Origin of the sequence: Streptomyces sp. NPDC008092, assembly GCF_042957285.1 — a bacterium.
Taxonomy (GTDB): Bacteria; Actinomycetota; Actinomycetes; order Streptomycetales; family Streptomycetaceae; genus Streptomyces.
Window position 1 is genome coordinate 311,036 of record NZ_JBIBHY010000011.1, and the last position, 25,265, is coordinate 336,300.

The following is a 25,265-nucleotide window of genomic DNA, read 5'->3' on the forward strand; positions in this document are numbered from 1 at the left end:
CCGACCGTCCGGAGAGCCGCATGACAGATGTCATGAGCAGCGCGTGACACGCGCGAAGGGGCGCCCGGTGGACACCGGGCGCCCCTTCTTGGGCCTGCGTCAGCTGGGGTTGGTGTCGATGACTCCGATGCGCTGGGCCGCCGTCTTGCCGACCAGCGCCTTGCGCAGCGCCGAGGCGACGTCCTGCGGTGTGACGGCGGTCTTCTGGCCGGTGGCCCGGGTGATCAGCACCCCGTCGAAGGTGCTGCCGTAGGCCTCCTTGAGGGCCTCCAGGTTGTACGTCTCCACCAGCTTGCCGTCGACTGCCTTGAAGCCGAGGATCTTCGGCAGTGACACGGGACCGAACGGGATGCTGTGCGCCGCGTCCGTCTGCACGTAGGCCTTGTCCGACATCGCCGGCTCCGCGAACGCCTTCATCTCGCGGTCGACCTCCGCCTTGGAGACCGACGGCTGCACGGTGGTCGTCGGTACGCTCACCGCGGAGGTGGTGCCGGTCTCGACCATCGTCTCGTACGCCTGCTCCACCGCCTTCGTGGAGGCGGCCGCGTCGATGCCCTTGCCCGCCTTGCCGTAGACCGCGACGGCCTTGCCGGAGGCGAACTTGATCGTGCCGTCGGTGACCGTGCCGGAGCTGCCGCCGAGGTCCTTGAGGGCGGCCTGGAGCTTCTCCTCGTCGACCGGCATGTCGGGGTCGACGACCCGCTTCTGGCCGAACAGGGAGCCGACCACGGAGACCGGGTTGTAGTCGCTCTTGGCGGCGGCCTCGACGGTGTTCTGGATGTCGAACTGGAGGCCTGCCTGGTCCGGCGGCAGCGAGACGGTCCTGCCGTCGACGGACAGCTTCAGCGGCTGGTTCACCCGCTTGCCGAACACGTCGTCGAGCTTCTTGACCGCGTCGTCGCGGGTGCCGCCGCCGATGTCGACGCCGAGCACGGTGGTGCCCTTGGGCACGTCGGAGTGGTTCATGAGCAGCCCGGCGCCGTAGACGCCGAGGCCGGCGACCACCACGACGCCGCCGAGCAGCGGCAGCTTGCCGCGCTTCTTCCTGGCCTTCGCCTTGCCCTTGGACTTGGACTCGGCCGGGGGCGGCGAGACCGGCTCGGGCAGCTTGGGGGGCGTGTGCGGCAGCGGTCCGTCGGTGGGCGCGCCCGGCGCGAACGGGGAGCCCGCGCCCGGCGGTACGACCGGGATGCCGCTGGTGACGGTGTGCCCGGAGACGTTGTCCGCCGGGGAGCCTGCCGGGGAGCCGTAGCCGGGCATGCCCGGTTCGGGGGCGGGCTTCTGCGGGGTGAGGATCGCGGTGTCGTCGCTCAGGCCGCCGCCGGGGAGGCCGGGGCCGCCGGGCGCGGTGCGCGCACCGGGCCGGGCCTGGGCGGCGCGGGCGCGAGGACCGCCGGGGCCCATGGGGCCGCCGCCGGGGGCCGCGGGACCCGCGGGACCGCCCGGGGCGCCGAAGGCCTCGCCGCCGCCGAAGGGCTCGCCGCCGTTGACCGGCGGGACGAACGGGCCGTCGCCGGTGACCGGGCCGCCGGTGGGGCCTGCCGGGCCCTGCGGGCCGCCGAGGCCGCCGGGGCCGCCAGGACCGCTGAAGCCGCTGGGGCCGCCGGGACCGGCCGGGCCGCCGCCGGGCACGCCGGGGCCGCCCTGGGCGCCGTTCTGTCCGCCGTTGTCGGAGAAGTACGGCAGGTCGTCGCGGCGCGCGTCGCCGCCGCCCGGCGCGCCGCCGCGGGAGCCTCCGAGCGGGCCCGCGGCGAGCGCCTCGGTCACGTCGAAGGAGCCGGTGCCGCCGCCGTGGCCGGGGGCCACCGGGCCGCCGGTCGCGCCCGCGGGCAGCCCCGCGCCGTTGGTCCCGCCGGGACGGGACGCGCCCGGCACGCTCATGGAGCCGACGACACCGCCGGGACGGCCGCCGTTCGCGGCGCCGGGACGGGGGGCGCCGCCGCCGTTCGGACGCGCCGCACCCGAAGCGTTCGGTGAGGCGGTGGGCGAACCGCCGGGTGCACCCGCCCCGTTGGCGGCACCGGCGCGCTGTCCGCCCTTGGCGGGGCCGGACTTGCGTGGCGCAAACCAGTCGGTGGTGGGCGCGGGCGCCGGTTCGGCGGCGGGCGGCTCGGCGTTGCCGGTGGGCATGGTGGCGCCCGCCGGCCGCGCGTGCGTGCCCGTCTCCTCGGCCGTACCGCTCATGCCCGGGGCGGCCGCGCCGCCCTCGACGTCCGCGACGGGGGTGCGGACGACCACGGGGGGAATCGGCCGGGAGCCGGGGATGTTGATCCGGATCCGGGTCGTCAGCGTGGTCTCGGTCTTGCGTTCCTCCGGCTGCGCGGCCGAACGGGCCGCGTCCGTACCGTCGTCGGAAGCCATGGGGGTCCCGTACGGCGGCGTGCCCGAGGGGTAAGCGGATCCACCGCGCCCGTCGGGCCCGGAGGACGGAGTGTCAGTTTCACGACTCAAGGCAGGTTCTCCCGGTTGGCTCCACCGCCCGTGACGACCTTGCTGGGGCGGCTCGGCGGCGCGCACCACCATACTGGCCACTTCTGACGCTTATCCCATGACCGCTGGGGAAACCCACACCGGACTCGCACGGGCGCCCCATGGCGAAGTGGTACGTCACTTGCCAAGTCGGGCGCCGCCCGCTTCGGGTTGCCGCCCCAAACCTATTGTGGCGCAGATCACAGCCAGCGCCATGCCGCCGAGCAGGAAGAGGTACGAGCCGCCTCCCGCGCCGAACAGGAAGTCGCCCTCCGGTCTGCTGGCGGTGAGGAAGATGACGGCCACGACCCAGCCGAACGCGGGCGCGACGGCTCCGGAGCGGCTCGCCACGGCCCGGGCCCCGCCGAGGAAGACCCCGGCGGCACCGGCCAGGGCGAGCAGCAGTCCGCCCGGGAACCAGCCGGCCTGGACGAGGGCGCCCGCGGCGCCGACCACGGCCCCGAGCACGACCAGCCCGACGAGGGCCGCGGCCCGCCCCGCCGAGGGCGCCTGCAGCGGCTGCGCGAGCATCGACCCGCGTCCACCGGAGCTCATGACGCCTCCCCGAGGCCCGCGAAGAGATCGGTCTCGCGCGCCGCGCCCGGCGCGCCGCCCGCCAACTCGTAGAACTCCGTGGTGAACAACGGCTGGGCCAGTTCGTTGGAGAGCGCGAAGTAGCGGGCGCCGTCGGGTGCCACCTCGACCTGGGTGGCGTGGGCGGCCATCGCGGCGGCCTTCGCGCCGGCGTACGAGGTGCCGTCGATCTCGGTGGTGACCCGGCGGTCGTCGACCACGCCGGGCACGTCGTCGACGGCGGCGGACTTGGCGAAGGGCAGCCCCGGCAGGTCGTCCCGGAGCCCGGCGAAGGCGGCCTCGGCGACGGTGCGCGGCACGCGGTTCCAGTAGACCTTGGGGACGCGGTGGCCGGCCCCGGCGGCCAGCTCGACGGCTCGCATGGCGACGCGGTGGGCCTGGATGTGGTCCGGATGGCCGTACCCGCCGTTGTCGTCGTAGGTGACGACGACCTGGGGGCGGGTCTCCAGGATGACCTCGGCCAGGTGCCCGGCGGCCTCGTCGACGTCGGCCTGCCAGAAGCAGTCGGGCGCGTCGTTGTCGGGCACGCCCATCATTCCGGAGTCGCGGTAGCGGCCGGGGCCGCCGAGCAGCCGGAAGTCCTCGACACCGAGCTCGCGCATGGCAGCGGCCAGCTCGCCCAGCCGGTACTCGCCCAGGGCGGGGCCGGTGAGGTGCCGCAGCTCGGGCGGGATGACCTCGCCGCCCTCGCCGAGCGTGCAGGTGACCAGCGTCACATGGGCGCCCTGGGCCGCGTAGCGGGCCATGGTGGCGCCGTTGTTGATCGACTCGTCGTCCGGGTGCGCGTGCACGAGCAACAGACGCCGGGTGGGCAGTTCCGTCATGTGCCCACCCTACGAAACGACACCGACAGTGCCGCGCAGCCCCGGTCGACCGGTGCGAAACGTGACCGGGGTCAGAACTTGATGCTGCCGATCATGCTGGCGACGTTCGTCGTCAGATCGCTGATCGTCGGCGCGATGGTCGAGGAGGCGAGATAGAAACCGAGCAGCATGCAGACGACCGCATGACCGCCTTTCAGACCTGACTTCTTGATCAACAAGAAGACGATGATCGCCAGCAGCACCACCGCCGAAATCGAGAGTGCCACGGCGGCTCACCTCCAAAGATCCCAGGGACGCGGGGGGTTCGGACTATGGGGGTTGTAGATCGGTACAGCAAATCCATGCGCATGCCAGCAGGTTCATACCCACCCAGCGGTAGTGATCATAACTATGCGTGCTCGCGCATCGCTCGGCGCACGGCCGCACAAGGGGGCGCATGGCCAATATGGTCGGGGGATGACGACCGAGGCTGTCTCATTCCCCCGCCGGCACGCCCGCACCCAGCGTTTCACGCTCGGCGCGCCGCGCGCGTTCACCGTGGCCCCCGACGGCTCCCGCGTGGCGTTCCTTCGCTCCGGTTCCGGCACCGACCGCGCCAACTCCCTCTGGGTCCTTGACGTACCGAGCGGCGAGGAGCGTCTCGCGGCGGACCCGCGCACCCTGCTCGGCGGTGCCGAGGAGCACCTCTCGCCCCAGGAGCGGGCCCGTCGCGAACGCAGCCGGGAGGGCGGTGCCGGCATCGTCGGCTACGCCACCGACGCGGCCCTGGAGTTGGCGTCTTTCGCCTTGTCAGGACGGCTTTTCACGGCCGAGCTGAGGGCCGGCACGGCACGTGAACTCACCGTCCCCGGGCCGGTGATCGACCCGCGCCCGTCCCCCGACGGACGCCATGTCGCGTACGTCGCGGCGGGTGCTCTGCGCGTGGTGGGCGCCGAGGGCGAGGGCGACCGGGCGCTCGCGGAGCCGGAGTCGGAACAGGTCACCTACGGATTGGCCGAGTTCATCGCGGCCGAGGAGATGGGGCGTTCGCGCGGCTTCTGGTGGTCCCCGGAGTCCGACCGGCTGCTCGTGGCGCGCGTGGACGACACGCCGGTGCAGCGGTGGTGGATCGCCGACCCCGCCCACCCGGGGCGTGAGCCACATCATGTCGCCTATCCGGCGGCGGGCACCGGGAACGCGGACGTACGCCTGTTCGTCCAGGACCTCGACGGGGAGCGCACGGAGGTCTCCTGGGACCGGGCGCGCTATCCGTATGTGGCGCATGTGCACTGGTCAGAGGCGGGTGCCCCGCTGCTGCTCGTACAGGCGCGCGACCAGCGCAGCCAGCTGTTCCTGGCCGTGGACCCGGGGTCGGGGGCGACCCGGATGGTGCACGCCGACGAAGATCCAACATGGCTTGAACTGTTCGGTGGAGTGCCCTGCTGGAGCCCCTCCGGACAGCTGGTCCGGATCGCCGACGAGGGCGGCGCCCGGGTGCTCGCGGTGGGTGAACGGCCGCTCACGGGACCCCAGTTGCACATCCGTGCGGTTCTCGACGTGACCACCGACGACGTGCTGGTCTCGGCCTCCGCCGGCGAGGAGGCCGAGTCCCCCGAGATCGGCGAGGTGCACGTCTACCGCGTGAACGAACTCGGCGTGGAGCGCGTGTCGCAGGAACCCGGCGTGCATACGGCGGTGCGCGCCGGGGGCGTGACCGTACTGGTCTCCGCCACGCTGGACAGCCCGGGCGCCCGCACCCAGGTGCTCCGCGACGGAAAGCACCTGGCGACTGTCACGTCATACGCCGAAGACCCCGGTTTGTCCCCGCGCGTAACGCTCACCGCAGGGGGCGCACGCCGAATTCCGTGCGCCGTGCTTATGCCACAGGACTACCACGGGGACACTCCCCTTCCGGTTTTGCTGGACCCGTACGGGGGTCCGCACGGCCAGCGGGTGGTCGCCGCGCACAACGCCCACCTGACCTCCCAGTGGTTCGCCGACCAGGGTTTCGCGGTGCTCGTCGCCGACGGCCGGGGCACCCCGGGCCGCTCCCCCGCCTGGGAGAAGTCCATCAAGGACGACGTCGCGGCAATCGTCCTCCAGGACCAGGTCGACGCCCTCCAGGCGCTCGCCGCCGACTTCCCCCTCGACCTGACCAGGGTGGCGATCCGCGGCTGGTCCTTCGGCGGCTACCTCGCCGCCCTCGCGGCCCTGCGCCGCCCGGACGTCTTCCACGCGGCGGTGGTGGGCGCCCCCGTGACCGACCTGCGCCTGTACGACACCCACTACCAGGAGCGCTACCTCGGCCACCCCGGCGAGCAGCCGGAGGTCTACCGCCGCAACTCCGTGATCGACGACGCGGGCCTGGTCGACGCCGCCGAACCCCACCGCCCCATGATGATCATCCACGGCCTGGCGGACGACAACGTGGTCGTGGCCCACTCCCTGCGCCTCTCCAGCGCCCTGCTGGCCGCGGGCCGCGCGCACGAGGTGCTCCCGCTCTCGGGCGTGACCCACATGACCCCGCAGGAACAAGTGGCGGAGAACCTGCTGCTGCTTCAGCTGGACTTTTTGAAGCGGACGTTGGGGCTGGCGCCCCTCTAGGGGCGCGGGGAACTGCGCGACCAGCCCCCACGCACCCGCACACGGCAACGGGCCGGAGCGACATGGCGCGCTCCGGCCCGTTTACGGCACCCGCACGGCCGTACGTTGATTAGAGTGCAGCGTCCGTATATCGAGACCGGGTCGGCGAAGTTGCCTGTGTGTTAACGCGATTGATGCACATACGCCCCGTTATGAACCCGGGTTACCAAGATCGTCCGCCGCTCCCCCGGCCGGCTCCTCCGGCGGCACGACCTGCTTCTCCTCCGCAAAGTGGCAGGCCGAGTCATGCGCCGCCGGCCCCGGCGTGAGCCGGAACACCGCGGGCACCGCGAGCAGCGGCACCTCCACCGCGCACCGCTCCTGCGCCTTCCAGCACCGCGTGCGGAACCGGCACCCCGACGGGATGTTCGTCGGCGACGGCACGTCCCCGCTCAGGATGATCCGCTCCCGGTGCTCGCGCGCCTCCGGGTCCGGCACCGGCACCGCGGAGAGCAGCGCCTGGGTGTAGGGGTGGGTCGGGTGCTCGTAGATCTCCTCGTCCTTGCCGGTCTCCACGATCCGCCCGAGGTACATCACCCCGACCCGGTCCGAGATGTGCCGCACGATCGACAGGTCGTGGGCGATGAAGACGTACGACAGGTCGAAGTCGTTCTGGAGCCGGTCGAGCAGGTTGATCACCTGGGCCTGCACGGAGACGTCGAGCGCGGACACCGGCTCGTCGGCGACGATCACCTCGGGGCGCAGCGCCAGCCCCCGTGCGATGCCGATGCGCTGCCGCTGGCCGCCGGAGAACTGGTGCGGATAGCGGTTGATGTACTCGGGGTTGAGCCCCACGACGTCCAGCAGCTCCTGGACCCGCCGGCGCCGGTCGCCCTTGGGAGCCGCCTCCGGATGGATCTCGTACGGCTCCCCGATGATGTCGCCGACGGTCATCCGGGGGTTGAGGGAGGTGTACGGGTCCTGGAAGACCATCTGGATGTTGCGGCGGACGGTTTTGAGCGCCCGCCCGCTCAACCTGGTGATGTCGTCGCCCTTGTACTTGATCGACCCCGCCGTCGGCCGTTCGAGGTTGACGAGCATCTTGGCAACCGTCGACTTGCCGCAGCCGGACTCCCCGACGATGCCGAGCGTCTCTCCCTTGCCGAGCACGAAGTCGACGCCGTCGACAGCCTTGACGGCACCGATCTGTTTCTTGATCAAGATGCCCTGAGTCAAGGGATAGTGCTTGACCAGTCCACTCACTTCCAGGATCGGCTCAACCACCCTCTCAACCATTGAGGCACTCCCTCCAGAAGTGGCAGGCGCTGCCCCGGTGCCGGTCCACCTCGTACAGCGGCGGCTCGTCGGTGCGGCACACGTCCTGGGCCATCGGGCAGCGCGGGTTGAAGGCGCAGCCCGGAGGGATGTCCATGAGGTTGGGCGGCAGGCCCTTGATGGCGTAGAGCTCGTGCCCCTTCTGGTCGAGGCGCGGGATCGAGTCGAGGAGACCGCGCGTATAGGGGTGGGCGGGCGCCTTGTAGATGTCGTGCACGGGCGCGGACTCGACGATCCGCCCCGCGTACATCACGGCGATCCGGTCGGCGACGTCGGCGACCACCCCCAGGTCGTGGGTGATGAGGATCAGCCCCATGTGGTACTCGCGCTGCAACTCCGCGAGCAGGTCCATGACCTGGGCCTGCACGGTCACGTCCAGGGCGGTCGTCGGCTCGTCGGCGATGATGAGCGCCGGTTCCAGGGCCAGCGCCATGGCGATCATGATGCGCTGGCGCATGCCCCCGGAGAACTGGTGCGGATAGTCCCGGACCCGCTGGGCGGCGGCCGGGATCCGTACCCGGTCCATCAGCTCGACGGCCCGGGCCCGCGCGTCCTTCCGCGACATCCCGCGGTGCACGACGAACATCTCGCCGAGCTGGTCGCCCACGCTCAGCACCGGGTTGAGCGCCGACAACGCGTCCTGGAAGATCATCGCCATCTCGGCGCCCCGGATCCGCCGCCTCTCCTCCTCCTTCAGCTTGAGCAGATCGCGGCCCCGGAAGAGGATCTCGCCCCCGCCGATCCGTCCGGGCGGCACGTCCAGGATCCCCATCACGGCCTGGGCGGTCACCGACTTGCCGGACCCCGACTCGCCCAGCACGGCCAGCGTCTCCCCCTCGTCGACGGCGTACGAGACGCCGTTGACCGCCTTGGCGACCCCGTCCCGGGTCCGGAACTCCACGTGCAGGTCGCGCACTTCGAGCAGCACGGTGGCGCTCACCTCAGCTTCGGGTCGAGGGCGTCGCGCACCGCGTCGCCGAGCATGATGAAGGCCAGGACGGTGAGCGCGAGGGCCCCTGAGGGCCACAGCAGCGCGTGCGGGGCGTTGCGGATGTAGGGCGAGGCGGCGGAGATGTCGATGCCCCAGGAGACACTGGGCGGCTTCAGGCCGACGCCGAGGTAGGACAGGGTCGCCTCCAGGGCGATGTAGGTGCCGAGCGCGATGGTCGCGACGACGATCACGGGCGCCACGGCGTTGGGCGCGATGTGCCGCAGCAGGATCCGGGAGTTGGAGGCGCCCAGGGCGCGGGCGGCCTGGACGTAGTCGTTCTGCTTGGCGGTGATCACCGAGCCGCGGGCGATCCGGGAGATCTGCGGCCAGCCGAGCAGCACCATGAACCCGATGACCGGCCAGACCGTATTGCTCGTCACCACCGAGAGGAGGACGAGACCGCCGAGGACGACCGGGATCGCGAAGAAGACGTCGGTGATCCGGGAGAGCACCGAGTCCCAGACTCCGCCGAAGAACCCGGCGAGCCCGCCGAGCACCGACCCGAACAGCGCGACCCCGAGGGTGGCGCAGACGCCCACGGTGACGGACGTGCGGGCGCCGTAGACGGTCCGTGTGTAGACGTTGCAGCCCTGCCCGTCGTAGCCGAAGGGAGCGCCCGGCCGGGAGCCTTCCTGGGCCTTGGCGAGGTCGCACTTGAGGGGGGAGCCGGAGGCGATCAGGGACGGCCACAGGGAGATGACGACGAGGAAGAGGATGACGAGGGCGGAGACGAGGAAGACCGGGTTGCGCCGCAGGTCCCGCCACGCGTCGGACCAGAGCGAGCGCGGCTTGGCGGCCGGCCCCGTGCCCAGCGGTCCGCCCGGCGTCCGTTCCAGCGTCTGCGCCTCGCTCGCCGCCAGGTCCATCGCCCCGCCCGCCCCGGTCCCCGCGATCGCCCGGTCGGGCTCGAACGGCTGCTCAGGCATAGCGGATCCTCGGGTCGAGTACGGCGTAGAGCAGGTCCACCAGGAGGTTGGCCACCAGGAACACCAGGACCAGCACGGTCACGAACCCCACCACCGTCTGGGTGTTCTGCCGCAGGATGCCCTGGTAGAGCTGGTAGCCGACGCCGTGGATGTTGAAGATCCGCTCGGTGACGATCGCCCCGCCCATCAGGGCGCCGATGTCGGTGCCGATGAAGGTGACGACGGGGATGAGGGAGTTGCGCAGCAGGTGCCGGGTGATGACCCGGCGTCTGGGCAGCCCTTTGGCAACGGCCGTACGGACGTAGTCGCTCCGCTTGTTCTCGGCGATGGAGGTGCGGGTCAGCCGGGTGACGTAGGCGAGCGACACGGAGGCGAGCACCAGCCCCGGCACGATCAGCTCGCCGAAGGTGGCCTCCGGGGAGACGGAGGGTTTGATCCAGCCCCACTCCACTCCCAGCAGCAGCTGGAGCAGCAGGCCGGTGACGAAGGTCGGCACGGAGATGACGACCAGGGTGGCCAGCAGCACGCCGGTGTCGACGGGGCGCCCGCGCCGCAGTCCGGTCACCACGCCCAGCGTGATGCCGATGACGATCTCGAGGACGATCGCCACGATCGTCAGCCGGATGGTGACGGGGAACGCGGTGGACATCAGCTCGGTGACCGGCTGCCCGTTGAACGCCGTACCGAAGTCGCCGGTGAAGACGTTCCCCATATAGGTGAGGTATTGCTGCCACACCGGCTTGTCGAGTCCGAACTCCTTCTTCAGCTGGGCGGCGGTCGCCGGATCGCACGCGCGCTCACCGCACAGCCCCGCGATCGGGTCGCCCATGACATTGACCATGAGGAAGATCAGCAGCGTGGCCCCGACGAACACCGGGACCATCTGGAGCAGCCGCCGGACGACATAGCGCCCCATGCCGGTTCAGCTGACCTTGATCTCGTTGTAGACGGGAACGCTGAACGGATTGAGGGCCACATGGGACAGCCGCTCGGAGTAGCCGGCGCTGCCGTTCTGGTACCAGAGCGGAATGGCGGCCATGTTGTCGCGGACGACTCCCTCCGCCTGCTGGAAGGTCGACACGGCCTTGGCGGTGTCGGTTTCGGCGTTCGCCTGGTCGACGAGTTTGTCGAAGTCCTTGTCGGACCACTTGCCGTCGTTGGAGGAGGCGTTCGTGTAGTAGAGCGGCTGGAGGAAGTTCTGGATGAGCGGGTAGTCCATCTGCCAGCCCGCGCGGAACGGTCCGGTCATCTTGTGCTGCCCGATCTGGTTCCGGAAGTCGGCGAACGTGCCGACCGGATTTCCCACACACGCCTTGTCGTTGCCGAGCGCGTTGTTGATGGAGTTGCACACGGCGTCCACCCACATCCTGTGCGAGCCGGTGTCGGCGTTGTACGTGATCTTGAGCTGGCCGCCGGGCAGACCCCCGCCCTCCTGGATGAGCTTCTTGGCCTGGGCGGGGTCGTAGTCGCAGGCGCTCCCGCACAGCCCTTCCTTGAAGCCGCCGGCCGTGCCCAGCACCGGCGAGGTCCAGTCGGTGGCCGGGGTGCGGGTGTTCTGGAAGATGGTGTCGGTGATCTGCTTCCGGTTGATCGCCATGGACAGTCCGGTGCGGATCTTCTCCGATCCGCTCTTGTTCCAGGCACTGTCGTAGTAGGGAAAGGCGAGCGTCTGGATGATGCCGGCCGGAGTGTTGATGTAGCGGTCGCCGAGATCGTTCTTGACGTTCTTCAGTTGCGACGCGGGAACGTCGTCGACGAGGTCGAGGTTGCCGGCGATGAGGTCGGTGTAGGCGGTGTCGCTGTCCGTGTAGACCTTGAGGGTCACTCCGCCGTTCTGTGCCTTGTCGGCACCGGGATAGCCGTCCCACTTCTTCAGGGCCATCTGCGAGCCCTTGGTGTAGGACTCGATCCGGTACGGCCCGTTGCCGACCGGTTGTGCCAGCCAGCCGGCGTGGTCGGTGAAGAAGGTCTGCGGGAGCGGGGCGAAGGCCGCGTAGCCGAGGGTGTCGGGAAAGCTGGAGAACTTCTGGTTGAGCGCGACGGTGAACGTCTTGTCGTCGACGACCTTCAGGCCGGAGAGCATGTCGGCGCTCTGTGAGCCGGTGGCCGGGTGGACCTTGTCGTAGCCCTGGATGTAGCCGAAGAAGTAGGCGTTCTTCTGGTTGTTCCTGAGGCTCGCTCCGTAGTTCCAGGCGTCGACGAAGGACTTGGCGGTCACCTTCTCGCCGTTGGAGAAGGTCCAGCCGTCCTTGAGCGTGATCGTGAAGTTCTGCGAGTCGCTCGTGTCGATCTTCTGGGCGAGCATGTCCGTGGCCTTGCCGGTCTTCGGGTCGTACTTCTTCAGGCCCCGGAAGATCATGTCGAGGACCTTGCCGCCCTGGACCTCGTTGGTGTTGGACGGCTCCAGGGGGTTCTGCGGGTCGCCCCAGGAGGAGCTGAGCACGCCGCTCTCGCCTCCGCCGCCCCCGCTGCCGCCACCGCCCCCGCAGGCCGTCGCGGCGAGCGCCACCGCGACCGCACAGGCCGCCCCTCGGGCGTGCGTGGCTGAACGCATGGCGTGCCTCCTCAGTGAAGGGTGATCGGTGGACCGGCGGATCCACAGATGATCCGCTATCGGTCAATATCGACCAAATAGGTCGATACTGCTCACCAACTGCCCCGAACGGAGGCCCCCGGAGGCCCCATGACGACCTTTAGAGGGACACGTCACCCGATTGCAGGCACCCCTCCGGTACCCTCTTGAGGATCTTGTGACGGCGGCGCAATGGATCTCCGCGCAACGATGCCGAAACGTTGGATTACGTCCCTCCGATGTACGCATTTCGGCACCCAGGCGTCCGCATAACGAACTCATTGCCCGTTTCGAGGCATTTGCCCGATCTAAAGCACGATGCGATTACGAGGCGCTACCCGCGTAGCTACGGAACGGTCAAGAACGGGCAAAGAAAGTAAAGAGAAACCCAAGCCGACCGAGAATTTATTGACCTTGAATGAATTGCGTTGAAAAAGTCCGGCGTAGCCCGTAGGGGAGAGTGCCCTGCGGAGTCATCAGACCCTCCCTTGGGCCAGGAGCACCATGACCCCCCCAACTCCATCCGCGGCCCCGCTCGAGGTGACCGACGAGAGCGCCGAGAAGTCGATCACTTCTCCCGACTCGAAGGCCGGCCAGAGCAGGTCCCCGGGACAGCTCGCGTGGCGCCGCTTCAAACGCGACCGTACGGGCGTCATATCGGCGATCATCGTGATCTTCTTCTTCGTGATCGCGCTGGCCGCGCCGCTGATATCCAAGCTGTACGGGAAGGATCCGTACACGACGTACGCGAGCCAGGACCCGAGCCTGCTGGACGCCTTCTCGTACCCGGCGGGCGCGAACGGCGGCATGAGCTCGCAGTTCTGGTTCGGCATCGAGCCGCAGCTGGGCCGTGACGTCTTCACCTTCCTGATCTACGGCATCCGGACCTCGTTGGGCATCGCCCTGGCCGCCACCCTGATCACCACGGTCGTGGGCGTCGTGGTCGGTGTGACCGCGGGCTATCTGGGCGGCAAGACGGACTACCTCGTCGGCCGGATCATCGACATCGTGCTGTCGATCCCCTCGACGCTGTTCATCATCGCCTTCATGCCGGTGGTCTTCGGACTGTTCGTCGCCGCAGACGACAACATCCCGACCTGGCTGCGGGCGGTCGCACTCATCTTCATGATGTCCTTCTTCGGCTGGGCGTCCATCGCCCGTCTGCTGCGCGGCCAGGTACTCGGCCTGCGCGAGCGGGAGTTCGTCGAGGCCGCCAAGGTGACCGGGGCGTCACCAGCGCGCATCGTGTTCAAAGAACTGCTGCCGAACCTGTGGACCCCGATCCTCATCCAGTCCACGCTCATGCTCCCGGCCTACGTGACCGCGGAGGCGGGCTTCGCCTTCCTCGGTGTCGGCATGATCGACCCGACCCCCGACTGGGGCGTCATGATCCAGCGAGGCGCCCAGTTCTACACCCAGGACTTCACCTTCATGCTCTTCCCGGGCCTGGCCATGGTGATCTTCGTCCTGGCGTTCAACTTGCTCGGTGACTCGGCGCGCGACGCGCTCGACCCGAAGTCCAAGCGCTGACCCATCTCTCATCTCCCGGTCCGGTCAACGTCGTCCGGCTGGTCCCGTCCCACCATAAGGCAGGGTTTGCTGTGTCGTTTTCCCGCAGAAACTTCATGATCGCCACCGGCGTGGTCGCCGCGTCGAGCACGGTGCTGACCGCCTGTGGCGGTGGCGGCAGCAAGTCGTCGGCCAACAAGATCCCCTCGGTCAGCAAGGCCAAGCAGAGCAAGATCGCGGTCGGCACGAAGGCCGACTCGACCGGCCCGGCCCCCGAGGTCGCCGGCGCGGTCAAGGGCGGGACGATCTACGGGCTCGACCAGTTCGACATGGACCACCTCGACCCGGCCCAGATCTACGTCTCCACCGAGATCCTCATCACCACGCCGATCATGCGCGGCCTGACCGGCTACAAGCTCGACTCCAAGGGCGGCGCCACCCTCGTCGGCGACGTGGCCACGGACGCGGGCACCGCCAAGGACGGCGGCAAGACCTGGTCGTTCACGATCAAGGACGGCATCAAGTGGGAGGACGGCTCCGACCTCTCCATGGACGACGTCCGTCACACCTTCGAGCGCCTCTTCGCCTCCTTCGTCACCGAGGGTCCGCGCTACGTCCAGCAGTTCCTGGTGGGCGGCGACAAGTACAAGGGCCCCTACGAGGGCAAGAACCTCGACTCCATCGAGATCGACGGCAAGACCATCACCTTCCGCCTCAACCAGGCCCGCGGTGACTTCAACTTCACGCTCGCCGAGCGCGCGTACTCCTTCGTGAAGAAGTCGAAGGACACCAAGGAGAAGTACGACAAGCAGCCGTTCTCCTGCGGCCCGTACAAGATCTCCGCCCGTGACGTCGGCAAGTCCTTGACGTACACCCGCAACGAGCACTGGGACGCGGCGACGGACCCGATCCGCAACGCCTACCCGGACAAGTACCTCTTCCAGTTCGGCTTCGAACTGCTGGCGTCGACCGACCGCTACATCGCGGACAAGGGCAACGACCAGTACACGATGTCGATCTTCAACGAGGTCGCCCCGGAGCGCATCGCCACGGTTCTCACCAACGCGAAGCTCAAGCAGCAGGTGCTCACCGCGGTCGACACGGTCACCTACTACTGGCCGATCAACACCACCCGGATCACGGACGTCAAGGTCCGCCAGGCCATCAACTACGCCTGGCCGAACCAGCAGCTGCAGACCATCCGCGGCGGCGCGTCCACCAGCGAGATCGCCACCACGATCTTCAGCCCGGTGACGCCCGGTTACACGGACTTCGACCTCTACGGCAAGAAGACGAAGCCCGGCGGCGACCCGGACAAGGCCAAGGCCCTCCTGAAGGAGGCCGGCAAGCTCGGGCAGAAGCTGGTCATCGCCTACCAGACGTCGGACAACGCGGTGAAGCAGGCCGTCGCGATCAAGAACGCGCTGGAGGCCGCCGGCTTCACGGTCGTCAACAAGCAGATCGACAAGTCGACCTTCTACACCCAGATCGGCAAGATCGACAACCAGTACGACGTGTTCGCGGCCGGCTGGAGCCCGGACTGGCCGGGCGGCTACTCGGTCTTCTACCCCTGCTGGGACGGCGAGAACATCGGTGACGGCCGCAGCAACTACGCGCAGCTGAAGAACGCCAGCGTCGACAAGGCCATCGCGGCCGCCTCCCTGATCACCGACGCGGACGAGGCCAACAAGGCCTGGGGCGCCATCGACAAGCAGGTCATGGAGCTCGCGGCCTGCGTCCCGGACTACCACGCCATCCGCAACTGGATGCACGGTTCGAAGGTCGGCGGCTTCGTCTACGACGGCGGAAACACCGGCATCGCGCTCACCAGGCTCTACGCCAAGGCGTAGGCGCCACACGGCATCAGGGGCGGCCCCTCCGGGCCGCCCCCCACCGGCTCCACACCCCTCACGCCCCGGCAACGGCGCCCCGTCCGGAAAGTCCTGACCCCATGTTCCGCTTCCTTGTCCGCCGTACGATCGGCGCGCTGGTCATTCTGCTGATCATCAGCGCCATCACGTTCTGGCTCTTCTACGCCGTCCCGCGTGACCCGGCCATGATGTCCTGCGGCAAGAACTGCACGCCGGCCTCGCTGGCGCAGATTCGGCACAACCTGGGCATCGACCATCCGATACCGGTCCAGTACTGGTACTGGCTCAAGGGCATCTTCGTCGGGCGTGAGTACAGCGGCTTCGGGCACTGCAACGCGCCGTGCCTCGGCTACTCCTTCGCCAACAACGAGCCCGTCTTCGGCACGATCATGGACCGGCTGCCGCTGACCCTCTCGCTCGCCTTCGGCTCGGCCGTCATCTTCCTGATCTTCGGTGTCGGCACCGGCATGATCGCGGCGCTCAAGCAGGGCAAGTTCCTGGACAAGCTCGCGACCTCGGCCTCGCTGCTCGGCTCCTCGCTGCAGATCTACTTCGTCGGCTACATCGCGCTGTACTTCCTGGTCTTCAAGGTGGGCATCCTCGACCAGCCCGCGTACACGCCGCTGACCGACAACCCCGTCCAGTGGTTCTCGGGACTGCTGCTGCCGTGGCTCGTGCTGTCGATCATCTTCACCGCCAACTACACCCGTATGGCCCGCTCCCAGCTGGTCGAGCAGCTCAGCGAGGACTACGTCCGCACCGCGCGCGCCAAGGGCCTCTCACGTGCCAACGTGTTCCTGCGCTTCGCCTGGCGCGGTGCGATGGGCCCGATCGTCACCGTGTTCGGCATCGACCTGGGCACGCTGATCGGCGGCGCGATCATCACCGAGCAGGTCTTCAGCCTCCAGGGCATCGGCCGCCTCTCGGTGACCTCCGTCATCCAGAGCGACCTGCCGATGCTGCTCGGCGTCACGGTGCTGTCCGCGGCCGCGATCGTGTTCTCCAACATCATCGTCGACGCCGTCTACGCCTTCATCGACCCGCGGATCCGGCTCGCCTGACCTCCGCCCGTAACCCCTACCCCCCGCATCACCCCCAGGAGCGTCACCGTGACGAGCACCGATCAGCAGCCGTTCCTTTCCGTCAAGGACCTAAAGGTCCACTTCTCCACCGAGGACGGCATCGTCAAGGCCGTCGACGGGCTCTCCTTCGACATCGCCAAGGGCAAGACGCTCGGCATCGTCGGTGAGTCGGGCTCCGGCAAGTCCGTCACCAACCTGACGATCCTGGGCCTCCACGACCGCGACCGTACGGCGATCGAGGGCGAGATCCTGCTCGACGGCAAGGAGCTGCTCACGGCCTCCGAGCGGGAGCTGGAGAAGCTGCGCGGCAACAAGATGTCGATGATCTTCCAGGACGCGCTGGCCTCGCTGTCGCCGTACCACACCATCGGCACGCAGATCTCCGAGGTGTACCGCAAGCACACCGGCGCCTCCAAGAAGGAGTCGCGAGAGCGGGCGATCGAGATGCTGAAGCGCGTCGGCATCCCGCAGCCGGACGTCCGGGTGGACGACTACCCGCACCAGTTCTCCGGCGGTATGCGCCAGCGCGCGATGATCGCGATGGCGCTGGTCTGCGACCCCGAGCTACTGGTCGCCGACGAGCCGACCACCGCCCTCGACGTGACCGTCCAGGCCCAGATCATGGACCTCCTCAAGGATCTCCAGCAGGAGTTCGGCACGGCGATCATCTTCATCACCCACGACCTCGGTGTCATCGCCGACATCGCGGACGACGTCCTGGTGATGTACGGCGGCCGGTGCGTGGAGCGCGGCACCAAGAAGCAGGTACTGGGCGCACCGCAGCACCCGTACACCCTGGGCCTGCTCAACTCCATGCCGAGCCTCGACGGACCCGTGGACGTCCCGCTGTCGCCGATCCCCGGGTCGCCGCCGTCACTGCTCAACCCGCCGTCCGGCTGCCGCTTCCACCCGCGCTGCGCGTTCGTGGACAAGGTCGCGGGCGGCAAGTGTTCCAGCGAGAGCCCGGTGCTCGAACTGGTCGAGGGCCGCGGCTCCGCCTGCCACCTGGAACTGAGCCAGCGAGACGAACTCTTCGCCGACTACGCGGCCGCTGCCGGCCACAACTGACGGACACGAGACGGGACTTCACGACCATGAGCAACACCAACCCCCTCCTGGACGTCTCCGGGCTGACCAAACACTTCCCGATCAAGGGCGGCTTCCCGATCAAGCGGACCGTCGGCGCGGTGCAGGCCGTGGACGGCCTGGACTTCCAGGTCGCCGAGGGCGAGAGCCTGGGCCTGGTCGGCGAGTCCGGTTGCGGCAAGTCGACCACCGGCCGGCTGATCACCCGCCTGCTGGAGCCGACCGGCGGCAAGGTCACCTACCGCGGCCAGGACATCACGCACGCCAACCGCAGGCAGCTGGCCCCGATCCGGTCCGAGATCCAGATGATCTTCCAGGACCCGTACGCCTCGCTGAACCCCCGCCAGACGGTCGGCAAGATCGTCGCCGGCCCGATGGAGATCAACAACATCAACCCGGCCGGCGGTCGCGAGAACCGGGTCCGTGAGCTCCTTGAGATCGTCGGCCTGAACCCGGAGCACTTCAACCGCTTCCCGCACGAGTTCTCCGGCGGCCAGCGCCAGCGCATCGGCGTGGCCCGCGCGCTCGCCCTGGAACCGAAGCTGATCGTCGCCGACGAACCGGTGTCGGCGCTCGACGTCTCCATCCAGGCGCAGGTCGTGAACCTTCTCCAGAAGGTCCAGAAGGAACTGGGCATCGCCTTCGTCTTCATCGCCCACGACCTCGCGATCGTGCGGCACTTCTCACAGCGCGTCGCGGTGATGTACCTCGGTAAGATCGTGGAGATCGCCGACCGCGAGGACCTGTACGACAACCCGCGCCACCCCTACACGCGGGCCCTGCTGTCCGCCGTGCCCGAGGCGACGGTGGACGTGGAGCCGCGCGAGCGGATCCGCCTGGTCGGTGACGTCCCGTCCCCGATCAACCCGCCCTCCGGCTGCCGCTTCCGCACCCGCTGCTGGAAGGCGACGGAGAAGTGCGCGACGGAGGCCCCGCCGCTGGTCCAGGCCGACGGCAACAAGCCCGGCCACCTCACCGCGTGCCACTACCCTGAGGCGCAGGACACGATTCCCGCCCCGCGTCTCTCCAAGGACCCCGAGGCCGCGGCCTGACACACCCCTTTTCCGTCAGCCGCCGCCTGCGGAACGGACTTTCATCGGCCCATTGACCCGAGCCCGAACGTCCGCTCCAGGGGAGCAAGGGCCCGCACCTCCCCAGGTGCGGGCCCTTCTCGTTGCCACCGGGCGCCTTCAGGAATCAGGAAGGCGTACCGGCTTCGAGGAGCTCCGGCCGGTCCGCCGCCGGAGCCGCCCGCAGCGACCGCACCCCTGGCGACAGGAGCGCGGCGAGGGTCGCGGTGACGATCAGGGCGGCGCAGACGATCAGTATCCGGTCGGTGCCGAAGGCGTCGGCGGCGGGTCCTGCCAGCGCGAGGCCGAGCGGAGCGAGGCTGAGGGAGCCGAACCAGTCGTAGGAGCTGACGCGGGACAGGGCTTCCTCGGGGACTTCGCGCTGCATGGTGGTGGACCACAGCACGCCGAAGAAGTCCAGGCTGACTCCGGCGGTGAAGGCGCCCGCGACAACGGCCCACAGAGGTGCTCCGGCGCCGAGGAGGGCAGGCGGCAGGGCGGACGGGAGGGTGAACAGAACCGCCGCCAGGATGGGCCGGGTCACCCTCGCGCGGGCCGCGATCCCGGCGCCCGCCACGGCCCCGAGCGCCTGCGCGGCCACCACCAGCGACCATGCGCGGGCCCCGCCGAAGTGGGCGCTCGCGGCCAGCGGACCCAGTACGCCGGCGTTGGCGTTCGTCGCCGCCATCACCAGGGAGAACTGGACGACGACCACCCACAGCCACTGCCGGGAGGCGAACTCCCGCCAGCCCTCGCGCAGATCGGCCCAGCCCGAGGCGGCCTTCCGCGGCCGCCGGTGCAGCCGCAGGGAGGAGGTGAGTGCGGCGCTGACCACGAAGGAGAGCCCGTTGACGGCCAGCGCCCAGCCCGCGCCGACCCATGCGACGGTCACGCCCGACAGCGCCAGCCCCAGCAGGAGTGCGGTGTTGGTGCCGACCCGCAGCAGGCCGTTGGCCCGCTGGAGGACCCCGGACGGCACCAGCTGCGGGACGACCCCGTCCATCGCGGGCGCGAAGAGAGCGGTCGCGGTGCCCGCCGTGACGGCGAGTGCGCACAGCGCGGCGACAGGGGCATGGCCGCTGAGCACCATGGCCGCGAGGCCGCCGTAGGACAGCGCACCCAGCAGGTCCGCCACGGCCATCAGCGCCGAGCGGGAGACCCGGTCCGCGATCACGCCCCCGACGAGGACCAGCGCGAGCTGCGGGACCGCCTGGCAGGCGACGACGAGCGACAGGTCCCCCGGGGTCGACCCGGGCAGCGAGAGCACCGCGAAAGCCAGCGCGATCCGGGCGAACCCGTTGCCGAGGACGGAGATGACCCGGGCGGACGCGAGGCGCACGAAAGCGGTGTTGCGCAGCAGGGAGGACGGAGGGTGCTCAGCGGCAGACATGGACGGGCACCTTACGCTCTGGCCGCCTCGGGCAGGTCCCCGTCACGCACCCTTCACGCCAAGTGCGCTCACTCCTCGGCGAACAGCTCCGCGGCATTCGCGACGTGCATCGCCCGCTGTGCCCAGGTCTCCAGCTGATCCAGATCCCGACAGGCTTTCACCCGCTCGCTGACGGCAGAGCTCACCGAAATGCCGCGCCACTGCAGAATCTGAAGCACCGTCTCGGCCTTCGCCTCGGCCCGCCCTTGTTCGCGCCCTTCCTCACGCCCCTCCTCGCGCCCTTCCTCGCGTACCTGCTCCGCCAGCGGGTGCCGCCAGAAGTACTGGATGTCCGTCATCAGGTCCCTCCACATCTGCTTCGCCCGGGGATCGGCCAGGCACGAGTCGACGAACTGCACCAGGGTCGCGGCGCTGTCTGCGTCAATGGTCTTCAGGGCGGTTGCCAGCGATTCCAGTATGGCGGCGGCCTGGGGACCCCGCCCATGTGTCATGGCCGAAAGCGCCGCAAGAGGTACGTCGTCCTCGGCCGCCCGCGCATCCGCGATCACCGGCACGTTGTCCGGCCCCAGCACCAGCGGACGCACCGTCAACGACTCCCACCCCGGAAATCCGAACCGGATCGGCTGGGCCGCCCATCGTGCCGTGGCGCTGCTCTGCGTGACCACGATCAGCACCGGCTCACAGCGGTACTTCTCGTACAGATACGACAGGTAGTACGGCCAGCTCCCCCGCTTACGGCTGTCCACCTCCCCCTGGGACTCGATGACCAGGAGGTACGTCCCGTCATCCGTCTCCGCCCGCAACAACGTGTCCACCCGACGCTCCACCGGTTCGACCTCCGTGAGATCGACGTTCAGCGCGACGACCTCCCGCGGCTCCGGAAACGGCAGACACAGCACCTGCTGCAGAGCACGGGTCAGCAGCGCCGGATCCTTCTGGAAGATCCGGTGCAGCGCCTCATGCGTAGACCCCACCATCACGCCACCCCCAACTCGCACCACACGTATTTGCCCCGGTCACCGAAGCGGGACGACGGCTGCCAGCCCCAGCAGTCCGCACACGCGACCACCAGCCCCAGCCCCCGCCCCGCCTCCTCAAGGCCCGCCACCGCCTCCAACGACCCCGGCGGCTCCGGAGGCACGGGATCCGCGTCCCACGCCCCGATCCACACCACCCCCTCCGGAGAACGCCGGACCCTCAGCGCCGCCGGCCCCTTCGTGTGCCGCACGGCATTGGAGACCAGCTCCGCAGCCAGCAGCTCCGCCGTGTCCACCAGACCGATGAGCCCGTGCATGGTCAGGATCAGACGCAGGGTGCGGCGGGAGATCGTGACCGCTCTCAGGTCGTTGGGGATGTAGAGCGTGTAGTCCCAGGTCTCGGGCATGCGTCATCAACTCCGGTCAGGTGAAGGGGAATTCACGCACGGTGGCATCGCCGCACAGCAACGGTGCGGTGCACTTCCACAGCGTGTGCATTACGTCACTGAAGGTAGGTCATAAATTTCATTCGCCGCAAGCGCATCGCGTAATCTGGCCTCCGAACGAGTGGCCCCACCACGGACGTTGAGGAAAGAGGGACGCCTTGCCAGCACGACGGCACCCGACGGCACGCCAGATGCGCCTGGGGACCGAACTCCGAAGGCTGCGCGAAGCCGCCGGGCTCAAGGCGACCGAGGCCGCGGGCCTGCTCGGAGTGAACTCAGTTCAGATGAGCCAGATGGAATCCGGAATCGCCGGAGTGAGCGAACAGCGGGTTCGTCGACTCGCGGCCAACTACACCTGTCCAGATCAGGAGTTGATCGACGCCCTGGCGGCCTTGGCGACCGACCGCACGCGTGGCTGGTGGGAGGAGTACCGGGGCGTCCTCCCCGCCGCGTACCAGGACCTCGCCGAGCTGGACCATCACGCCAGGTTCCGCCACGATGTGGCGGTCATCCATGTGCCGGGCCTGTTCCAGACGGAGGCCTACGCCAGAGCGCTCTTCGCCTTCATGAACCCGGAGTTCCCGGACACCGAGGTGGACCTGCGAGTGGAGCACCGGATGAAGCGGAGGGTCGTCGTCAACGGCCCCGACCCCACGCCGTACGAAGCCGTGATCCACGAAGCGGCCCTACGCCTCAAGGTGGCCGGACGCGATGCAACCAGGGCCCAACTGACGCGCATCCTAGACATGTCCGAGGCCGAGCATGTGATCGTTCGGGTCGTCCCGTTCGCACTCGACGACTTCGCCGGCGCAGGTAGCAGCATGGTGTACCTGGGAGGAGCGGTCCCTCGGCTCGACACCGTCGTGCGTGACGCCCCGCACGGAACGGCGTTCGTAGACTCCGAGGCCCAACTGGAGCACTTTCGAAAGCTTTTCCGTAAGGTGAAGGAGCAGGCCCTGCCGGCGCGGCAATCGCGCGAGCTCATCCATCAGTTGGCCAAGGAGCTGTGAGGATCGGCATGATCGCCCCCACCGCATGGAAGAAGTCGTCATTCTCCGGCGGAGGCGAGGGAAACGACTGCGTCGAAGTCGCTCACCGGGGGACCCACATATCCGTCCGCGACTCCAAAACCCCCACCAGAGCCACCCTCACCTTCCGCCCCCGCACCTTCGCCGCCTTCGTCGGCGCCATGCAGGCCGTTCACCCCCGGGCCACCAGCTCCACCTCGAAGCCGTCCTCGTTCTCCAGGTACGCCGCGTAGTGGTCCGGGCCGCCGGCGAACGGATGGCGGTCCGGGAAGAGCAGGGTCCAGCCATGGGCCGGGGCCGCTTCCGCGAGCGCGTCGGCCGTCGCCCGGTCCGGTACGTGGAACGCCAGGTGGTTCAGGCCGGGCCGCATGCGGTCGTACCCGGCGCCGCCGTCCCGCATCGCCGGTGACCGCTCGACCACCACGTACGTCTCCCCCAGCCGCCAGCTCCGTCCGTCCGGCCAGTCCCGGTACGGCGTCCAGCCCAGGCTTCCGAGCAGCCAGCCCCAGGACTCCCCCGCCCGGTCCAGGTCCGGCACCCACAGCTCGACGTGATGAAGCACCCGCAGCCCCAAGGAAGTTGATAGAAGCTCAAGAAGAGGCCCGTTCCTGACCCCTCGTTCAACATCATGTGGCACACTGCCGCGGTGGTCGATCATTCGTACGCGGATCTCTCGCTCGCCGCGCTCTACGACAGCCTCAACCCGTGGGGGCCGGGTGACGACTTCTACCTGGACCTGGTGATGGCCGCCGGGTCGGTGCTCGATGTGGGCTGCGGTACCGGGCGGCTGCTGCGGCGGGCGCGTGGGGAAGGGCACGGCGGGCGGCTCGCGGGGCTCGATCCGGCCGCCGCGATGCTGGTGCAGGCGCGGGGCGAAGAGCCCGCCGTCGAGTGGCTGCTCGGTGATCTGCGTACCCGCCGCTGGGACGCCGAGGGCTTCGGCCTCGTCGTCATGACCGGTCACGCGTTCCAGGAACTGCTGGGGGACGAAGAGATTCGGACCGCGCTGGCCGCCGTGCGCGCCGCGCTGTCCGCGACCGGCCGCTTCGTGTTCGAGACCCGCAACCCCGGCGCGCGGGCCTGGGAGGGCTGGACCCCCGACCGCGTGCGGCACGTCACCGGCCCGGACGGCAGCGCCGTCCGGGTCTGGCACGAGGTCGAGGGGGTGCCCAGCGGAGAGCGGGTGACCTTCACGGAGACGTACGACGGGGCGCCCTGGCCCCGGCCCCAGGTGTGCCGGTCCACCCTGCGCTTCCTCGGGCCCGACGCCCTCGCCGGTTTCCTGGGCGATGCCGGTCTGGAGGTCGTCGAGCAGTACGGGGACTGGGCGCGCGGGCCGCTCTCCCCCGGCAGCCCCGAGATCATCACGGTCGCCCGGCGCGCCTGACCCGTCCCGCTGCGCACGGCGGCCCTACCCCTCCTCCTCCAGCGCCTGCAGCGCCGGATCCAGCACGATGTCCTCGTCGCGGGCCTCGGTGGTCGGGTCCTCCGGGAAGTGGCAGGCGGTGAGGTGGCCCTCGTGGTTGCCGGAGATCCGGACCAGCGGGGGTTCCTCCGTCGCGCACTTGTCCTGCGCCTTCCAGCAGCGGGTGCGGAAGCGGCAGCCGGAGGGCGGGGAGATCGGGGACGGGACGTCGCCGGCCAGGCGGATGCGTTCGCGGCCCGCCGAGTCGCCGTCGTCCGTGAGGCTGACCTCGGGGACGGCGGACAGGAGGGCGTGGGTGTAGGGGTGGCGGGGGCGGGTGTAGATCGCCTCCCGGTCGCCGACCTCGATGATCTTGCCGAGGTACATCACCGCGACGCGCTGCGAGAAGTGCCGCACGATCGCCAGGTCGTGGGCGATGAACAGGAACGCGATGCCCAGTTCCTTCTGGACCTGCTGGAGGAGGTTGACCACCTGCGCCTGGATGGAGACGTCCAGGGCGGAGACCGGTTCGTCGGCGACGATCAGCTTCGGTTCCAGGGCCAGGGCGCGGGCCACGCCGATGCGCTGGCGCTGGCCGCCGGAGAACTCGTGCGGGAAGCGGTTGAAGTGCTCCGGATTCAGGCCGACGATTTCGAGGAGTTCGCGTACGCGTTTCTCGCGGCCGCCCTCCGGTTCTATGCCGTTGATCTCCATCGGGCCCGAGATGATCTTGCCGACCGTCTGCCGCGGGTTCAGCGACGAGTACGGGTCCTGGAAGATCATCTGGATCTCGGAGCGGATCGGCGCCAGCTGCCTGCGTGAGGCATGGCCGATCTCCTGGCCGCGGTACCTGATCGTGCCGTCCGTCGGTTCCAGCAGCCGGGTGATCAGGCGGCCGGTCGTGGACTTGCCGCAGCCGGACTCGCCGACCAGGCCGAAGCTCTCCCCCACCCGTACGGTCAGGTCGATGCCGTCCACGGCCTGGACCTGCCCGACCGTGCGTCGGATCGGGAAGCCGCCCTTGACCGGGAAGTACTTCGTCAGGCCGGAGACCTCAAGGAGCGGTTCGCCGGCGGCCGCCTCGCGCGAGGCGGGAAGGACCATGTCCTGGGTCATGACGTGTCGTCT

At 69.3% G+C, this 25,265-nt stretch carries 23 protein-coding genes; 9 read left to right on the plus strand and 14 right to left on the minus strand.

Annotated features, from left to right (window positions below; translation table 11 throughout):
- Window positions 1-99: 99 nt before the first annotated feature.
- The 4 genes from ACFZB3_RS33445 to ACFZB3_RS33460 all read right to left on the minus strand — a co-directional run bounded on the left by ACFZB3_RS33445 (window position 100) and on the right by ACFZB3_RS33460 (window position 4,153).
- Window positions 100-2,451 carry a hypothetical protein gene (locus ACFZB3_RS33445; protein ID WP_391382033.1) on the minus strand — a complete coding sequence of 784 codons (2,352 nt, stop codon included), beginning with the start codon at window positions 2,449-2,451 and terminating at the stop codon, window positions 100-102.
- Window positions 2,452-2,607: 156 nt separating this feature from the next.
- The gene (locus ACFZB3_RS33450; protein WP_391382035.1) at window positions 2,608-3,024 is read right to left on the minus strand and encodes a DUF6113 family protein; all 417 of its coding nucleotides are present in this window, start codon (window positions 3,022-3,024) and stop codon (window positions 2,608-2,610) included.
- Window positions 3,021-3,887, minus strand: a complete 867-nt coding sequence (gene mshB / locus ACFZB3_RS33455; RefSeq protein ID WP_391382037.1) for an N-acetyl-1-D-myo-inositol-2-amino-2-deoxy-alpha-D-glucopyranoside deacetylase — start codon at window positions 3,885-3,887, stop codon at window positions 3,021-3,023. Before mshB ends, ACFZB3_RS33450 begins: the two co-directional genes overlap by 4 nt.
- Window positions 3,888-3,958: 71 nt before the next feature.
- Window positions 3,959-4,153 carry a hypothetical protein gene (locus ACFZB3_RS33460; protein WP_089098958.1) on the minus strand — a complete coding sequence of 65 codons (195 nt, stop codon included), beginning with the start codon at window positions 4,151-4,153 and terminating at the stop codon, window positions 3,959-3,961.
- A 190-nt stretch (window positions 4,154-4,343) separates the two neighbouring features.
- Here ACFZB3_RS33460 and ACFZB3_RS33465 point away from each other — a divergent pair, with 190 nt between their 5' ends.
- A complete protein-coding gene (locus ACFZB3_RS33465; protein WP_391382039.1) occupies window positions 4,344-6,470 on the plus strand; it encodes a prolyl oligopeptidase family serine peptidase in 2,127 nt (708 codons plus the stop codon).
- Between the two features lie 189 nt (window positions 6,471-6,659).
- On the opposite strand, the gene ACFZB3_RS33470 is transcribed toward ACFZB3_RS33465, so the two are convergent.
- The 5 genes from ACFZB3_RS33470 to ACFZB3_RS33490 are packed head-to-tail and all read right to left on the minus strand — an operon-like array spanning window position 6,660 to window position 12,255.
- Complete coding sequence (locus ACFZB3_RS33470; protein ID WP_391382041.1) at window positions 6,660-7,745, minus strand: dipeptide ABC transporter ATP-binding protein; 1,086 nt, start codon at window positions 7,743-7,745, stop codon at window positions 6,660-6,662.
- Entirely contained in the window at window positions 7,738-8,712 is a 975-nt protein-coding gene (locus tag ACFZB3_RS33475; RefSeq protein ID WP_391382183.1) for an oligopeptide/dipeptide ABC transporter ATP-binding protein, read from the minus strand. Before ACFZB3_RS33475 ends, ACFZB3_RS33470 begins: the two co-directional genes overlap by 8 nt.
- Window positions 8,713-8,720: 8 nt before the next feature.
- On the minus strand, window positions 8,721-9,701 hold the full coding sequence (locus ACFZB3_RS33480; protein WP_391382043.1) for an ABC transporter permease subunit: 981 nt from the start codon (window positions 9,699-9,701) through the stop codon (window positions 8,721-8,723).
- Window positions 9,694-10,617, minus strand: a complete 924-nt coding sequence (locus ACFZB3_RS33485) for an ABC transporter permease subunit (protein ID WP_391382045.1) — start codon at window positions 10,615-10,617, stop codon at window positions 9,694-9,696. Before ACFZB3_RS33485 ends, ACFZB3_RS33480 begins: the two co-directional genes overlap by 8 nt.
- A gap of 6 nt (window positions 10,618-10,623) precedes the next feature.
- The gene (locus tag ACFZB3_RS33490; protein WP_391382047.1) at window positions 10,624-12,255 is read right to left on the minus strand and encodes an ABC transporter substrate-binding protein; all 1,632 of its coding nucleotides are present in this window, start codon (window positions 12,253-12,255) and stop codon (window positions 10,624-10,626) included.
- Between the two features lie 522 nt (window positions 12,256-12,777).
- Here ACFZB3_RS33490 and ACFZB3_RS33495 point away from each other — a divergent pair.
- From ACFZB3_RS33495 to ACFZB3_RS33515, 5 genes are all read left to right on the plus strand, one after another.
- Window positions 12,778-13,803, plus strand: a complete 1,026-nt coding sequence (locus tag ACFZB3_RS33495) for an ABC transporter permease subunit (RefSeq protein ID WP_391382050.1) — start codon at window positions 12,778-12,780, stop codon at window positions 13,801-13,803.
- A gap of 95 nt (window positions 13,804-13,898) precedes the next feature.
- A complete protein-coding gene (locus ACFZB3_RS33500) occupies window positions 13,899-15,632 on the plus strand; it encodes an ABC transporter substrate-binding protein (RefSeq protein WP_391382052.1) in 1,734 nt (577 codons plus the stop codon).
- A 101-nt stretch (window positions 15,633-15,733) separates the two neighbouring features.
- A complete protein-coding gene (locus ACFZB3_RS33505; protein ID WP_391382054.1) occupies window positions 15,734-16,714 on the plus strand; it encodes an ABC transporter permease subunit in 981 nt (326 codons plus the stop codon).
- 48 nt (window positions 16,715-16,762) lie between these two features.
- Window positions 16,763-17,803: an oligopeptide/dipeptide ABC transporter ATP-binding protein gene (locus tag ACFZB3_RS33510; protein ID WP_391382057.1), complete on the plus strand. Its 1,041-nt coding sequence runs from the start codon at window positions 16,763-16,765 to the stop codon at window positions 17,801-17,803.
- A 26-nt stretch (window positions 17,804-17,829) separates the two neighbouring features.
- Window positions 17,830-18,873 (plus strand): dipeptide ABC transporter ATP-binding protein, encoded by a 1,044-nt coding sequence (locus tag ACFZB3_RS33515; protein ID WP_391382060.1) that lies wholly within the window; start codon window positions 17,830-17,832, stop codon window positions 18,871-18,873.
- Window positions 18,874-19,018: 145 nt separating this feature from the next.
- Here ACFZB3_RS33515 and ACFZB3_RS33520 read toward each other — a convergent pair whose 3' ends face one another.
- The 3 genes from ACFZB3_RS33520 to ACFZB3_RS33530 form a co-directional block, all read right to left on the minus strand.
- Window positions 19,019-20,281 (minus strand): MFS transporter, encoded by a 1,263-nt coding sequence (locus tag ACFZB3_RS33520; RefSeq protein WP_391382062.1) that lies wholly within the window; start codon window positions 20,279-20,281, stop codon window positions 19,019-19,021.
- Between the two features lie 68 nt (window positions 20,282-20,349).
- Entirely contained in the window at window positions 20,350-21,258 is a 909-nt protein-coding gene (locus tag ACFZB3_RS33525; RefSeq protein WP_391382185.1) for a hypothetical protein, read from the minus strand.
- Window positions 21,258-21,665, minus strand: a complete 408-nt coding sequence (locus tag ACFZB3_RS33530) for an ATP-binding protein (protein ID WP_391382064.1) — start codon at window positions 21,663-21,665, stop codon at window positions 21,258-21,260. The genes ACFZB3_RS33525 and ACFZB3_RS33530 overlap by 1 nt, the downstream gene beginning before the upstream one ends.
- 230 nt (window positions 21,666-21,895) lie before the next feature.
- Between ACFZB3_RS33530 and ACFZB3_RS33535 the strand changes: the two genes are divergently transcribed.
- Both ACFZB3_RS33535 and ACFZB3_RS33540 read left to right on the plus strand, forming a co-directional pair.
- Window positions 21,896-22,714 carry a Scr1 family TA system antitoxin-like transcriptional regulator gene (locus tag ACFZB3_RS33535; protein ID WP_391382066.1) on the plus strand — a complete coding sequence of 273 codons (819 nt, stop codon included), beginning with the start codon at window positions 21,896-21,898 and terminating at the stop codon, window positions 22,712-22,714.
- A gap of 8 nt (window positions 22,715-22,722) precedes the next feature.
- Window positions 22,723-22,965, plus strand: coding sequence for a DUF397 domain-containing protein (locus tag ACFZB3_RS33540; RefSeq protein ID WP_391382068.1), 243 nt, complete (start codon window positions 22,723-22,725; stop codon window positions 22,963-22,965).
- On the opposite strand, the gene ACFZB3_RS33545 is transcribed toward ACFZB3_RS33540, so the two are convergent.
- A complete protein-coding gene (locus ACFZB3_RS33545) occupies window positions 22,905-23,294 on the minus strand; it encodes a VOC family protein (RefSeq protein WP_391382070.1) in 390 nt (129 codons plus the stop codon). The two genes, ACFZB3_RS33540 and ACFZB3_RS33545, sit on opposite strands and share 61 nt — an antisense overlap.
- Window positions 23,295-23,378: 84 nt before the next feature.
- Here ACFZB3_RS33545 and ACFZB3_RS33550 point away from each other — a divergent pair, with 84 nt between their 5' ends.
- Entirely contained in the window at window positions 23,379-24,119 is a 741-nt protein-coding gene (locus ACFZB3_RS33550) for a methyltransferase domain-containing protein (RefSeq protein ID WP_391382072.1), read from the plus strand.
- 24 nt (window positions 24,120-24,143) lie between these two features.
- On the opposite strand, the gene ACFZB3_RS33555 is transcribed toward ACFZB3_RS33550, so the two are convergent.
- Window positions 24,144-25,253 (minus strand): oligopeptide/dipeptide ABC transporter ATP-binding protein, encoded by a 1,110-nt coding sequence (locus ACFZB3_RS33555; protein WP_391382075.1) that lies wholly within the window; start codon window positions 25,251-25,253, stop codon window positions 24,144-24,146.
- Window positions 25,254-25,265 lie beyond the last annotated feature (12 nt).

Bases quoted from the DNA above. Each gene is read 5' to 3' on its own strand.
- ACFZB3_RS33450 (WP_391382035.1), bottom strand. From the start codon at position 3,024: ATGAGCTCCGGTGGACGCGGGTCGATGCTCGCGCAGCCGCTGCAGGCG.
- mshB (WP_391382037.1), bottom strand. From the start codon at position 3,887: ATGACGGAACTGCCCACCCGGCGTCTGTTGCTCGTGCACGCGCACCCG.
- ACFZB3_RS33465 (WP_391382039.1), top strand. From the start codon at position 4,344: ATGACGACCGAGGCTGTCTCATTCCCCCGCCGGCACGCCCGCACCCAG.
- ACFZB3_RS33470 (WP_391382041.1), bottom strand. From the start codon at position 7,745: ATGGTTGAGAGGGTGGTTGAGCCGATCCTGGAAGTGAGTGGACTGGTC.
- ACFZB3_RS33480 (WP_391382043.1), bottom strand. From the start codon at position 9,701: ATGCCTGAGCAGCCGTTCGAGCCCGACCGGGCGATCGCGGGGACCGGG.
- ACFZB3_RS33485 (WP_391382045.1), bottom strand. From the start codon at position 10,617: ATGGGGCGCTATGTCGTCCGGCGGCTGCTCCAGATGGTCCCGGTGTTC.
- ACFZB3_RS33490 (WP_391382047.1), bottom strand. From the start codon at position 12,255: ATGCGTTCAGCCACGCACGCCCGAGGGGCGGCCTGTGCGGTCGCGGTG.
- ACFZB3_RS33495 (WP_391382050.1), top strand. From the start codon at position 12,778: ATGACCCCCCCAACTCCATCCGCGGCCCCGCTCGAGGTGACCGACGAG.
- ACFZB3_RS33500 (WP_391382052.1), top strand. From the start codon at position 13,899: ATGATCGCCACCGGCGTGGTCGCCGCGTCGAGCACGGTGCTGACCGCC.
- ACFZB3_RS33505 (WP_391382054.1), top strand. From the start codon at position 15,734: ATGTTCCGCTTCCTTGTCCGCCGTACGATCGGCGCGCTGGTCATTCTG.
- ACFZB3_RS33515 (WP_391382060.1), top strand. From the start codon at position 17,830: ATGAGCAACACCAACCCCCTCCTGGACGTCTCCGGGCTGACCAAACAC.
- ACFZB3_RS33520 (WP_391382062.1), bottom strand. From the start codon at position 20,281: ATGTCTGCCGCTGAGCACCCTCCGTCCTCCCTGCTGCGCAACACCGCT.
- ACFZB3_RS33525 (WP_391382185.1), bottom strand. From the start codon at position 21,258: ATGGTGGGGTCTACGCATGAGGCGCTGCACCGGATCTTCCAGAAGGAT.
- ACFZB3_RS33530 (WP_391382064.1), bottom strand. From the start codon at position 21,665: ATGCCCGAGACCTGGGACTACACGCTCTACATCCCCAACGACCTGAGA.
- ACFZB3_RS33535 (WP_391382066.1), top strand. From the start codon at position 21,896: ATGCGCCTGGGGACCGAACTCCGAAGGCTGCGCGAAGCCGCCGGGCTC.
- ACFZB3_RS33540 (WP_391382068.1), top strand. From the start codon at position 22,723: ATGATCGCCCCCACCGCATGGAAGAAGTCGTCATTCTCCGGCGGAGGC.
- ACFZB3_RS33555 (WP_391382075.1), bottom strand. From the start codon at position 25,253: ATGACCCAGGACATGGTCCTTCCCGCCTCGCGCGAGGCGGCCGCCGGC.